The sequence below is a fragment of the Paenibacillus marchantiae genome (genome assembly GCF_028771845.1).
Classification (GTDB): Bacteria; Bacillota; Bacilli; order Paenibacillales; family Paenibacillaceae; genus Paenibacillus; species Paenibacillus marchantiae.
The window spans coordinates 652,303-664,744 of sequence record NZ_CP118270.1 but is presented as its reverse complement, the minus strand read 5'-3'; the positions used below and the strand labels follow the sequence as shown (position 1 = coordinate 664,744).

The 12,442-nt window shown below is 48.5% G+C and carries 10 protein-coding genes; 3 read left to right on the top strand and 7 right to left on the bottom strand.

Annotation, left to right across the window (positions count from 1 at the left end; genetic code table 11):
- Positions 1 to 173 precede the first annotated feature (173 nt).
- Positions 174 to 722: a helix-turn-helix domain-containing protein gene (locus PTQ21_RS03090; RefSeq protein WP_063567206.1), complete on the top strand. Its 549-nt coding sequence runs from the start codon at positions 174 to 176 to the stop codon at positions 720 to 722.
- A gap of 15 nt (positions 723 to 737) precedes the next feature.
- On the top strand, positions 738 to 923 hold the full coding sequence (locus PTQ21_RS03085; RefSeq protein WP_139209297.1) for a hypothetical protein: 186 nt from the start codon (positions 738 to 740) through the stop codon (positions 921 to 923).
- Positions 924 to 942: 19 nt separating this feature from the next.
- Here PTQ21_RS03085 and PTQ21_RS03080 read toward each other — a convergent pair whose 3' ends face one another.
- The 5 genes from PTQ21_RS03080 to PTQ21_RS03060 form a co-directional block, all read right to left on the bottom strand.
- Entirely contained in the window at positions 943 to 1,662 is a 720-nt protein-coding gene (locus PTQ21_RS03080) for a 3-ketoacyl-ACP reductase (RefSeq protein ID WP_064641804.1), read from the bottom strand.
- Positions 1,663 to 1,736: 74 nt separating this feature from the next.
- Positions 1,737 to 2,639, bottom strand: a complete 903-nt coding sequence (locus PTQ21_RS03075; RefSeq protein WP_274568782.1) for a DUF4097 family beta strand repeat-containing protein — start codon at positions 2,637 to 2,639, stop codon at positions 1,737 to 1,739.
- 2 nt (positions 2,640 to 2,641) lie between these two features.
- Positions 2,642 to 3,232: an HAAS signaling domain-containing protein gene (locus PTQ21_RS03070; RefSeq protein ID WP_064641806.1), complete on the bottom strand. Its 591-nt coding sequence runs from the start codon at positions 3,230 to 3,232 to the stop codon at positions 2,642 to 2,644.
- Positions 3,225 to 3,554, bottom strand: coding sequence for a PadR family transcriptional regulator (locus PTQ21_RS03065; RefSeq protein WP_063567210.1), 330 nt, complete (start codon positions 3,552 to 3,554; stop codon positions 3,225 to 3,227). Before PTQ21_RS03065 ends, PTQ21_RS03070 begins: the two co-directional genes overlap by 8 nt.
- A gap of 274 nt (positions 3,555 to 3,828) precedes the next feature.
- A complete protein-coding gene (locus tag PTQ21_RS03060; protein WP_063567211.1) occupies positions 3,829 to 5,373 on the bottom strand; it encodes an FAD-dependent oxidoreductase in 1,545 nt (514 codons plus the stop codon).
- A 380-nt stretch (positions 5,374 to 5,753) separates the two neighbouring features.
- On the opposite strand from PTQ21_RS03060, the gene PTQ21_RS03055 reads away from it, so the two are divergent.
- The gene (locus PTQ21_RS03055) at positions 5,754 to 8,573 is read left to right on the top strand and encodes a glycoside hydrolase family 3 C-terminal domain-containing protein (protein WP_274568778.1); all 2,820 of its coding nucleotides are present in this window, start codon (positions 5,754 to 5,756) and stop codon (positions 8,571 to 8,573) included.
- Positions 8,574 to 8,705: 132 nt separating this feature from the next.
- Here PTQ21_RS03055 and PTQ21_RS03050 read toward each other — a convergent pair whose 3' ends face one another.
- Positions 8,706 to 9,545: a methyl-accepting chemotaxis protein gene (locus PTQ21_RS03050; protein WP_274568776.1), complete on the bottom strand. Its 840-nt coding sequence runs from the start codon at positions 9,543 to 9,545 to the stop codon at positions 8,706 to 8,708.
- Between the two features lie 364 nt (positions 9,546 to 9,909).
- Entirely contained in the window at positions 9,910 to 12,258 is a 2,349-nt protein-coding gene (gene metE, locus PTQ21_RS03045) for a 5-methyltetrahydropteroyltriglutamate--homocysteine S-methyltransferase (protein WP_274568775.1), read from the bottom strand.
- Positions 12,259 to 12,442: the final 184 nt, after the last annotated feature.

Genomic DNA, 12,442 nt, shown 5'->3' with positions numbered 1-12,442 from the left:
AGTTTACTAATATGAAATTAATATTCTTATTGATGAACAAAATTTATCATGATTCCATTGTAGGGTCAATATTTTTTTTGTATTATGAAAATATGTTCCGTATAAGAAATCTATAATGCTCAATAACGATGGTTGGGTATCGGATATACAGATCAAAGGGGGAGGATTGCAACATGGATATTGGTCTAGCCATTCGTACGATCCGCAAACAAAAACAGATCACCATCATGCAAATGTGCGAGGGTACGGGGCTGTCCAAGGGATTTATCAGCAACGTGGAAAATAATAAAACATCACCGTCCATCGCGACGCTTGAAAGTATCGCAGATTATCTGAAAGTGCCACTGCCATACTTGCTGCTGTCACCGGAGCAGCGGATGAACGTGGTGCGCAAGGATGAGCGCAAAGAGACGACTGCCGGAAGTGGACAGATCAAAGTACAGCATCTAACGGCAAAGGGTGCCATGCGCATGTCCATTGTAGAGCTGCCAGCAGGTGCATCGACTGGGGTTAATAAGCACGCCGGAGAAGAGAGTCATCTGGTTCTGCAAGGCCGAATTCGCGCAGAGCAGTGTGAGGACGTAGAGATTCTGGAAGCGGGGGATTCATTCAGCTGGAATGCCATCGTTCCCCACGAAGTAACCAATATTGGGGAGGAACCCGCGGTAGTACTGATCGCCGTGTCCAAGGAACTGGATTTGGACCATTTGTGGAACGCATAAGCAGAGAATCGCGGAATGGAGAATGAGAGAAGTAACGCTGCATTAATCATAAGGGTAGAGATTCAGCGTGATGAATCGTATTCGGACACGATGGCGACTGCTGAATATGTAAAAGGCCGCCCAGAGGTTTCTCGGGCGGCCGGATGGCGACGGAGTGCATCATTAGAAATGGTTGCTTCCGTCATTCATTGTTCTTTATAAATGGTCTCACTACTCCTGCTTACTGTGGATTAGTTGTCCAGATGCCTGCGGCTTTAACAAATACACGGTCCGACAGTTTGAGCGTCGCCAAAGCCAGTTCAGCTACGTCTTCCGCTTGCATCATGCGGTCTTCGTCTCCAATTTTGAGTCCGGCATTCGTCGCCAGCTCCGTGTTCACTGTACTTGGTGTTAACGCAGTAACCCGAATATTGGATTTGCGCACTTCCTGCATCAGGGATTCGGTCATGCCGAGCAATGCGAATTTGGAAGCACAGTAAGCTGAGCCTGTAGCAAATCCACGCTCGCCTGCGGTGGAGGCGATGTTGATAATGCTGCCGCTGCTTTCCTTAATCATGCTTGGCAGTACAGCACGAGTTACATAGTATGTACCCATGACATTAACATGCAGGATACGTTCCCACTCTTCCGGGTCCATATCCAGCAGTGTGCCGAAGCTTGCAATGCCTGCATTGTTGATCAGAATATCGACTGCGCCAAGCTCCATCTCAATCGCAGCTACGGCTGCTTCAGCCTGAGTGCGATCGGAAATATCCGCAATAGCACTGGTTACTTTTACACCATATTCCTGGCTCAGCGATTGCTGGAGAGCCTCCAGATCGGAGGCCGTCCGAGCGATCAGGCCGAGATGTACACCTTCCTTGGCAAGTGCTTCAGCAATGGCACGGCCAATACCTTTACCGGCGCCAGTGATGACAGCCGTTTTATTTTTAAGTTCCATGTGGGTAACTCCTCCTTAGAATTGGACTAGCATTTAATTATACTATATTACCCACAGTTCGAATATTTGCTTCATCATGATTGTTTGATTTTGATACTGCCTGAGGTAGTGCGAGCTTTGATGACCTCACGGCTTACCATGGGGGAATCAGGTATATTTACATCACCGGAAGTGGCCTGTGCATCGTAAATGCCGTCAAAATCGGGCGCTGCCTGTATGGAAATATCTCCTGACTGTCCCGATACATCAATTGGACCGGAAACTTCTTGCTCAATTTTCACACTACCGGAAGTGAAGTTAACATTTGCTGCACCGTTCAATTGCGTAATTTTGGTATCTCCCGACTGTACACTTCGGGTCACATCGCCATCAATGCCATTCAGCGTGAAACTTCCGGAAATTTGTTTGACTTCCATATCTCCTGCAATTGCTGCAGCTTTAATGTCTCCTGAAGTTAGATCGAGTTGAATGATTGGTACGGTAATGTCCTGAAGGTGAATGCTTCCAGACGTAGTGTTAAGGTCCAAGGTATTGGCATGCAGACCCTTCAGATCCAGGTCACTGGAAGAAGAGACGATGTTAACTTCATCCAGCTGGTGTCCTTCAGGTAACGCTACTGTGATCGTTTGCTGCTGATTATTCCAATAAAGGGTGAAAAATTGCAAACGCAAACGCTCTTCCTGGTTTAACGTAAAGGTTCCATCCGTGATCGAAGCCTGTTTAAAAGCTTCAATGGTGGCCGGGTCCCACTTTCCGTCGACTTCAATGTAGCCATTGGAATCCGGACTGACAACGAATTCAATATCTGCGCTTAAGTTGGCATTCATCATGATATTGTGCAGCTCATCATTTTTGAATTCCCAACGTTTGGAGTAGGGTTCTCTCTCGTCTCCGAACTGAACTCCGTATATGGAGGTTCCGAGCAAACCGATGCCGATACATAGTATCGCTAAAGCGATCCATTTTTTGGTGCTCATGATTAGACATCTCCCTTCATCGTCTTTTGATTCCATCTTATATACTGAAGAGTGATCAACTTAAAGGCTGTAAACACCCTTTTTGTCGCAATGGCGAATAGAATGCCTATACCGAATACTCCAATCGAAACAAATAATTCAGAATACTCGAAATGGCCGAGATATAAGAAATCTACAGCAGCAGCAACCGGGGCTACGACCAGCAGCGACAAACTGGCAATCGTGAGCCATACCGACCACAGAGTCAGTCCTAGTGGAATCGCCAGTATAATGTTCAGGAAAAAAAGTCCGATTGCCGTGAAGAAGTTGCGTGCAGCTCGATTTCCCTTCTTTTGCTGTGAACGCATTTCTTCGAATGTCCGTGCGTAGAACGGATCAGATCCTGGCGTTTGTGCATCATACCGGTCACCGAGCGCTTCTTTGGCAATCTCGATCGGATGCCCCAGTTCCCGTGCAATCTCTTCTTCCGGTCTTCCTTCTCTTAATCCCATCTCAAAATGCTGTTCATAATCAGCGAGCAATTCTGCCCGTTCCAGCGGGTCCATCGGTCTTAAATGAATCTCCATTGCCTGCATGAATTGTTGTCTATTCATTGGGGGTACCTTCCTCTATAAGATTTGCGACATTGCGCACAAAACCATTCCATTCATTCGTCAGAGTCTTCATATAGTCACGGCCGGTATCAGACAGTTTGTAATACTTACGTGGTGGTCCTTCACTGGATTCCTGCAGGTAAGTCGTACAATAGCCGTCATTGACCAATCTTCGCAAAAGGGGATACAGCGCACCTTCCGCCACTTCAATATGCTGGGATACAGCCTGAGCCAGTTCGTAGCCGTAACGATCCTGGCGGTTGATTAACACGAGGACGCATAGTTCCAGCACCCCTTTTTTGAATTGAATATTAACATTCACTTGGGTTCCTCCTTGTTGCTCTATCCAATCACTAGTGTGTATTGTTCAGTAGTCGTAAATTCATCATAGCATCCGGTACTGTTTAATGCAAGGTAGTGATTTTAAAATAGTTCCGTATCACGATTTCCCGCTAAGTTGGATTAACTTCGTTTTCTCGCTATTTTATCTATAGATCAGCATACGCAAAACCCGAATCGGTTACTTCCGTCTGAAGGCGGATTCCGATCCGGGTCTATGGGATGAAGATATACGCTGATGGGGGTATCAGCTTGGTTTATTCTTGTGCTTCTAGCATCTTAAGGTCTTTAACGGCAGGTCCTTCAATGACTTTGCCCGCGTAATCGTAGCGTGATCCGTGGCATGGGCAATCCCATGAACGTTCCCCGGCATTCCATTCGACTTCACAACCCAAATGGGTGCAGGTGGTATCCACAAGAAAGAGTTTGCCAGTCGGGTCCTTGTAGGCGCCAGCGCGTTTGCCGTCATGGCGAACAACAGCCCCTTCATCGTTGCCGAGTTCTCCCGTGTTTTTGTGAATAATGCCGACTTTGCCAGAGATCAGTTCCGCGGCTACATTGACATTCTCTACAAGGAAGTTTTTCACACCAGGGTCTACCTTGAATCTTGCAGGATCGAATACTGCTGCGTAAGAGTTATCTCGTCCAGTAATCCGGTCTGTAAGGATATGTCCAGCCATCGTTCCTGTGGTCATGCCCCATTTGGCAAAGCCGGTAGCCACATAGACACGTTCATGTCGTCCAGTAATTGGCCCAATGTAAGGGACCTTATCGATGGAGATCAGATCCTGAGCTGACCAGCGGAAAGGGATGTTGCGAATGCCAAATGTATCGGCTGCATAACGCTCCAAATTTTCATAATGACCGACAGTGCATATGCCCTGTCCGGTTTTGTGATTTTCTCCTCCAAAGAGGATGTGTTCCTTCCCTTTATGAATGACGGTACGCAGGGATCGATAGGGTTTATCGTCAGAGATATACATGCCACCTGTGAAAGGTTTCTGAGGTTCAACAACAACAGCATAGGAACGCTCGGCGTGCAGCCGTGAAAAATAAAATCCGGGGTCATAGACCGGGAAATGGGAGGCAACAACGACATGTTCGGCCGTTACGGATGGACCATTCTCATATGTCCGCACATGTAGCGAGGCATCTTCCTCCACATCGGTTACCGTTGTATGTTCGTAGATGCGGACACCTTGCTTGACTGCGGATTCCAGCAGATAATGTAAATAACTAAGCGGGTCAAAGCGAGCTTGTCCCGGCATCTTAATACCTGCTCTGGCCGGAACAGGGATGGGAAGGGGATCAACCCATTGACCAGGAATATTCAGCTTGCCATAGGCAGTCAGCTCAATCTCCAGCTTCTTGAGATTCTCCTCGGATTGAATGTAGACATAGGCTTCTTCCTCTGCCCACTGGCAATCAATCTGTTTCTCTTTTACCAGATCGCGCATCCACTTGGCGGCTGTTGCATTGCCTTCATAATACATGCGGGCCTGTTCTTCTCCAAAATGATGAAGCAATTCATCAAATATCACGCCATGCTGTGCCGATACCTTGGCCGTTGTATGGCCTGTTGTGCCATCCAGTACTTTTCCAGCTTCAAGCACGACCACGCTCATTCCCGTCTGGGCCAGCAAATAAGCTGTTGTGATACCTGCAATTCCTGCACCAATAATGGCTACATCGGCTGTTGTATCTTCTGTCAGTTTCGGATATTCATTGAATGTGTTTGTCGCTCTCCACAGGGATTCCGGTATGGAAGGCAAACCTGTCGGGGGCTGTTGATGCTCACTCACTTGATTTTCCTCCTTCAATATTCTTCTTCATTAAGGACTATGCTTAGCTCAATAAGTACGTCATATCTATACTCCTATCCATGATTACCATACTGTGCCAGAATAAAACGATTGTCCGCATACTTTCCTGAGGAAAGTTCACATTTTCCTGTGAAGCCCCCCTGTTTTTTTTGCTAAACATGCTATATGATAGATTTACCGAAACCGTTTTAGTAAATGAAATGAAGAGTTAACGACGGCTCGTAAAGTGCTTGTTCTAAAAGGTTAAATCTTCGAATCGTGAGCTCGGATACGTCAAGAATACATCGTATTAATTTATCAATTATGTATCCGCTATCATTCTAAATAAATCAATGAATTCCCAAAGGAGATTCCATATTATGACCAACCAAACGAAATATCCGTTTCAGGATACAACGATCGAACTGGATACACGTGTAAAGGACCTCGTGTCCCGTCTGTCGGAAGATGAGAAAATCGAATCGATGCTGCAATACCAACCCGCAGTTGAACGACTGGGTATCGCAGCATATAAACACGGCACAGAAGCAGCCCATGGTCTGGCCTGGCTTGGCGAAGCGACTTCCTTCCCGCAGCCAGTAGGGCTGGCGTGTACCTGGGATGCGGACCTGATGAAAGAGATCGGCTCCGTGATCGGAGACGAGGCACGTGTATTTTATAAACGCAATCCAGCAGTAAACGGTCTGACTCTGTGGGCACCTACGGTTGATATGGAGCGTGATCCACGTTGGGGGCGGAACGAAGAAGCTTATGGTGAAGACCCGGAACTGACTGCTGAACTGACAACGGCGCTGGTTAAGGGAATCCAGGGCGACCATCCGAAGTATTACAAGGCGGTTGCTACGTTGAAGCATTTCCTTGCAAACAATAATGAAGTGGATCGTGGCAGTGGTTCATCGAGTATTGATCCGCGCAACATGCGTGAATATTATCTGAAAGCGTTCGAGAAACCGTTCAAAGAGGGCGGCGCACAATCAATGATGACCGCGTACAACTCTATTAATGGTACACCGGCATTGCTGCATCCGTTTGTAAACGAGATTGTGAAGGGCGAATGGGGCATGGATGGCTTCATCGTGAGTGATGCAGGGGATGTCATGGGGATCAAGAACGATCATAAATACTATGATTCCCACACACCAGGTACAGTAGAGTCCGTCAAAGCCGGAATTGACAGCATTACCGATGATGCGGATCTGTCGAAGCAGGCGCTGCGCGAAGGACTGGAGCAGGGCACACTCACGATGGAAGATATCGATCTGGCGTTGTTCAATACGTTCCGTGTGCGTTTCCGTCTAGGTGAATTTGATCCGGCTGAGGGCAATCCATATGCTTCGATTGGTGAAGAAGCGATGATGACGGAGAAGGCGAAGGCCCTTTCACTGAGAGCAGCGAGAGAACAAGTTGTATTGCTTAAAAATGATCAAGGCACGCTTCCACTGGATAAAACAAAATCCGGCAAAGTGGCTGTGATTGGTCAACTGGGTGGAACAGTCTATCGCGACTGGTATGCAGGCACCATGCCATATAGCGTATCCCCGCTTGAAGCGATCAGCGGCAAAGTAGGCGGCGACAAGGTTGCATTCAAGGATGGCAATGACCGCATTACACTGACTTCCGTCGCATGTGGTAAGGCTGTCGGATTGGCTGAGGATGAGAAATCATCCATCATTGCTTCGGGAAATGCGGAGACATTTACACTAAGTGACTGGGGCTTTGGCAGTTACACGCTGAAGGCAGATAGTAATGGGAAATACCTGACGACGGATGAAGAAACGGTTACGGCATCGGCGGATGAAGTATATGGCTGGTTTGTGAAGGAAGTATTCCATCTGTTGCCACAACAGGACGGAAGCGTGGGGCTGAAGACTTGGAACGGTAAAACAGTAACGGCACCCAATGGTGGAAACGATGCGTTTGCGGTATCCGAAGAGATGAAATCTTTCGGTGCTACGGAAACGTTCAAAAAGGATATTGTGGTGAATGGGTTGGAGGAAGCGGTAGCGGCCGCGAAGGAAGCGGAGACAGCGATTGTATTTGTCGGCAACAATCCACTTGTGAATGGTAAAGAAGAGATCGACCGCCCAAGTCTGGACCTGGCTGAATCCCAGCAGCGTCTGGTTGAAGCCGTTTATGCAGCGAATCCAAATACCGTTGTAGTTATAGTGGGAAGTTACCCGTTCACGTCCAACTGGGTGCAGGAGAACATTCCGGCTGTATTGTATACATCCCATGCAGGACAAGAGTTGGGGAACGCTGTGGCTGACGTATTGTATGGCGATTATGCACCAGCAGGCCGCCTGAATATGACGTGGGTGCAATCGGCAGATCAGCTGACCGATATCAGAGACTACGATATCATTCAATCCGGACGTACGTATCAGTATTTTGAAGGTGATGTACTATATCCATTCGGACATGGATTAACGTATGCATCGTTTAAATACAGTAATTTGGAGCTGAACCCGGCCCAAGCTGGAGTCGAAGAGACCATTACTGTGCATGTGGATGTGACGAATACAGGAACGATCGCCAGTGATGAGGTTGTGCAGTTGTATGTGCGTGCCGGGCAGTCCCGTGTTAAACGTCCACTCAAAACGTTAAAAGGTTTCCGTCGTCTTCATATTGAAGCTGGGGCTACAGTGAAAGTCAGCTTCACACTGCCAGTTCAGGAACTGGCGATCTGGGATGTAACCCGTGATCGCTATGTGGTCGAAAGCGGTACCTACTCCATTATGGTGGGCAAATCTTCTGCTGATGTTCAGCTTGTTGCTGACCTGACGGTACAAGGGGAGACTATTCCTTCACGTAATCTGGGTGTGGCTACTCGCGCCGAAAATTACGATGCATACTTCGGTGTGGATCTGGATGAGAGCAAAGAAGGCGGAACCTCTGTCCGTGTGATTGGTGAGCAAGGATGGATTGGCTTCAAGGATGCAGATCTGGGAAGCAATGCAGCAGCGCTTGAAGCTCGTGTATCATCAGAGCAGGCAGATGCGGTATTGGAAATTCGACTGGGCGCACCTGACGGTACACTGGCAGGACGCGTGGAGCTGGCACAGGGTAAGGCACAGCAGTGGTCCACGGTTAAGGCAGACCTGAAAGGTGTATCAGGTCAACAGGATGTATACCTCATGTTGTCCGCAGGAGTACGTGTCAGCCATTTCGAGATTCATTAAGTCGGATAGAATAACATTAGCAAGATGACCATGACCAAAATGGAATGATAGTAAATGAAAAATCCTCCGAAGAGATTCGGAGGATTTTGTTTGTGCATTTGGTTGAGTGGGTTAGGAGTTTCTTTTTCCTTTTTACTTTCCGTCAAATGTAATCAGTTTGTGCACAAATTGTTTCAATTGTTGGTTCGTTGCATTCAACTGCTCAATCGTGCTCATAAAATTGTTAACCAGTTCCGCTTGCTCCTGAGAACTCGCGGTAATCTCCCCAAGTTCATTCTCCATCCCCTGAATGGATTGGCGGACGGAGAGGAGGGACTCTTCAATACGCGTGGTCGCTTCCTTTGTATCTACGGACAGCTTGCGGATTTCCTTGGCGACGACGCCAAATCCTGCACCTGCTTCACCGACACGAGCAGCTTCGATGGCGGCATTCAGGCCGAGCAGATTCGTTTGCTCCGAGATTTCACGGATGAAGCTGGCGACCTGAGTCACGTTGCCTGATTTCTGTACAGCTTGTTTGGAGTTGTTGCGAATTTCTTCGGTGGTGGCGCTCAGCTCCTCCGAATGTGCAGCTACGTGCTGAACGCTGTCAATCAACTGGTTGGTCAGGTTTTCGGTAGCATTCATGAGCTGCTGCAGCTGATCCTGATCATCCATACTATAGAGCAGGTTGAATATAGCGATGACCTCGCCCTGTTCATTTTTGATCGGAAGGTAGGCGACATCAAACGGCACTTCAAATAACTCCTTCGGGTAATGATCAAATTGTTTGTCCGTACCGCCTTTCAGATCGGCAAAATCACGATTAGGCTCGAGCAGTGGATCACCTGCTTTGAACTCCAGTTGTTTTAACGACTCTCCTGCGGAAAAATACAGGAATTTCTCCCGGTCAATAATGGAAAGGGTTACATCTTGGCGAATCGTATCCCGAAAAAAGGGCATACATGCGATTAGTGATTGAATCATATCCATTGGAAAGGTCCATCTCCTCAATTTTCTGATCTGATAAACGATTGTTTTAAATTGTTATTTAATAACTGCCTATATCATATATCGTCATGCAATAAGGAATAAAATAGAGAGAAATGATAATATATGATTCTTTAGAAGAGTTAGCTGCAGTTTCAAATACCTTTAGCTTCTGCATGGTTGTTCCGGGTGTACCGGACGGTAACTTGCAGGACACGTTGAACTGGCGCAGGAGTACGCGTCAGCCATTTCGAGATTCATTAAGTCAGGTAAAAAGATATTAGACAGATAAACAAATAGAATGATAGTAAAAGAAAAAAGCCTCCGAAGGAATTCGGAGGCTTTTATTTGCATTCTCAAGCTTTGTTTAGATTGAGGAATCAGCGGTTACACGTTCTCTTGCTGTACGAGCAGCATCCACCATGATGCTCAATGCATCTACAACTTCCGCTTTACCACGTGTTTTCAGTCCGCAGTCAGGGTTTACCCAGAACAGATCTGCTGGCAGCACTTGAAGTGCACGCTCAATCATATTCAACATCTCGTCCTTGCCTGGAACACGCGGACTGTGGATATCATATACACCGAGTCCGATGCCTTTGTCATACGTATTCTGCTCGAAGCTGCCTACCAGTTCCCCATGGCTACGGGATGTTTCGATCGAGATCACATCTGCATCCAGGTCGCTGATGGCTTCAATAATATCATCGAACTCGCAGTAGCACATATGGGTATGCACCTGCGTTGTTGGTTTTACGGTAGCGGTAGCTAAACGGAAGGATTCCACGGCCCATTGCAGGTACTCATCCCATTTGCTCCGTTTGAGCGGAAGTCCTTCACGCAGAGCTGGCTCATCGACCTGAATCATCTCAATGCCTGCTTGCTCCAGCGCTTCAACCTCGTCGCGAATGGCGCGAGCAATCTGGTAGGATACTTCACTGCGTGGAATATCCGAGCGGACAAAGGACCAGTTCAGGATCGTTACCGGACCTGTTAGCATGCCTTTCACCGGTTTGCTGGTCAGTGTCTGTGCATAGGCTGTTTCTTTCACCGTCATCGGTTCATTGAACAGTACATCTCCGTAGATTACAGGTGGCTTCACGCAGCGTGAGCCGTAGGACTGTACCCAGCCATTTTTGGTGAAGGCGAATCCGGTCAGCTTCTCACCGAAAAACTCGACCATATCGGTACGTTCGAACTCACCGTGTACCAGCACATCCAGACCAATTTCCTCCTGGATAGTAATCCATTCTTGGATCTGTTCACGTACATAGGCATCATATTGCTCCGCATTCCATTCCCCTTTACGGAAGAGTGCACGTGCTTTGCGCACGTCTGCTGTTTGCGGGAAGCTGCCAATGGTTGTTGTTGGCAGCAGCGGGAGCGACCATTTTTGCTGCTGCAATTCGCGTCGCTCCTGGAATGACGCGTTGCGGAGCAACTGCTCGTCAGCGTGCACCCCTGCAGGCGCACCACTCAGGCGTGTCCGTGATTCGGACTCGCTCAGCAGGCGCACCGCTTCGGTGCTTGCCTGGGCGCGGCGGCTGGCTTCAGCCAAAGCCGCTGCTTGGTCCGCCTGCTTTGCACCGCCGGACAACAACGTGCCGAGCGTCGCTATTTCCTCCAGCTTCTCGTCGGCAAAGGCCAGGGCATTGCGCAGTACCGGATCAAGCGCGCTCTCCTGAGCGGCAGTAACCGGTACATGCAACAGGCTGCAGGAAGGCTGAATGATTAGCTTGCCTTCGACTGCGAATTCAGCCACCTGCTCCAGCAGCTTCGCCGTCTCTGCGAGATCGGCACGCCAGATGTTGCGCCCGTCGATGACACCGGCGCCCAACCATTTATCCTGCGGGAAGCCATGCTCCCGCAGGCTGGCGAGGTTGCCTTCATAGCCGTGGACCAGGTCCAGGCCGATTCCGGCAACAGGCAGTGCTGTCACGACCGGATAAGCTTCCACCGATTCGAAGTACGTTTGAAGCAGCAGCTTCAATTCCGGTGCAGCTTGTGCCAAGGCAGCATACACCTGTTGCAGCAAGGCTTCATCTTCGGAAGAGACAGCCAGCGTCAGAGCAGGCTCGTCGATCTGTACCCACTGTACGCCTTCTGCTTGAAGCTCAGACAGAAGCTGGGCGTATACGGGAACGAGGCGTGTGACGATCTCTGCGAAGCGTTCCGCGTCATAGCCTTTGGCGAAACGTACATACGAGTACGGACCGACTACGACCGGTTTACCTTCCAGCCCAAGCTCTTGCTTCGCTTCGCGATAGGCGGCAAGGGGTTTATTTTCAAGCAATGCAAATGCAGTATCATTATTAATCTCAGGAACGATGTAGTGATAGTTGGTGTTCAGCCACTTGGTCATCTCACAGGCTGTTGCCTGATCATTACCCCGGGCCATGGCGTAATAAGTAGAAACGGATACCGGTCCGCCTGCATGGTTAAAGCGCTCAGGAACGACGCCAAACATCGCCGATACGTCAAGAATATGATCATAGTAGGAGAAGTCGCCCACAGGAATCAGATCGAGCTGCTGTGCCTGCTGTTTCTTCAGATCCTGCAACCGAAGTGTGGTCAGCTCCTGATGAAGCGTAGATTCATCGATTCGGCCAGCCCAGAAGGACTCCAGTGCTTTTTTCCATTCGCGTCCCGCACCGATACGGGGGTAACCAAGGTTGCCTGTCAGTACTTGTGGCTGTTGTTGCTGTGATTGCGACATGTAAAATTCCTCCTCATTTATAATAGGTAACTCATCAAGTTGAAGCTATTGTGGTGTGTTTCTTTTGAAAGCATCAAAAAAAGGCATTCCTTCCGATTCCATACCCCGAGAAACAGGCATCATGAATGACGACTGTGCACAAAGATAGAATGGGAAAGAACACCTGCTATAAGTAGTTGTAGCG

Excerpts from the sequence above, each read along its gene's own strand:
- PTQ21_RS03090 (WP_063567206.1), top strand. The coding sequence starts at position 174 with ATGGATATTGGTCTAGCCATTCGTACGATCCGCAAACAAAAACAGATC.
- PTQ21_RS03085 (WP_139209297.1), top strand. The coding sequence starts at position 738 with ATGGAGAATGAGAGAAGTAACGCTGCATTAATCATAAGGGTAGAGATT.
- PTQ21_RS03080 (WP_064641804.1), bottom strand. The coding sequence starts at position 1,662 with ATGGAACTTAAAAATAAAACGGCTGTCATCACTGGCGCCGGTAAAGGT.
- PTQ21_RS03075 (WP_274568782.1), bottom strand. The coding sequence starts at position 2,639 with ATGAGCACCAAAAAATGGATCGCTTTAGCGATACTATGTATCGGCATC.
- PTQ21_RS03070 (WP_064641806.1), bottom strand. The coding sequence starts at position 3,232 with ATGAATAGACAACAATTCATGCAGGCAATGGAGATTCATTTAAGACCG.
- PTQ21_RS03055 (WP_274568778.1), top strand. The coding sequence starts at position 5,754 with ATGACCAACCAAACGAAATATCCGTTTCAGGATACAACGATCGAACTG.
- PTQ21_RS03050 (WP_274568776.1), bottom strand. The coding sequence starts at position 9,545 with ATGGATATGATTCAATCACTAATCGCATGTATGCCCTTTTTTCGGGAT.
- metE (WP_274568775.1), bottom strand. The coding sequence starts at position 12,258 with ATGTCGCAATCACAGCAACAACAGCCACAAGTACTGACAGGCAACCTT.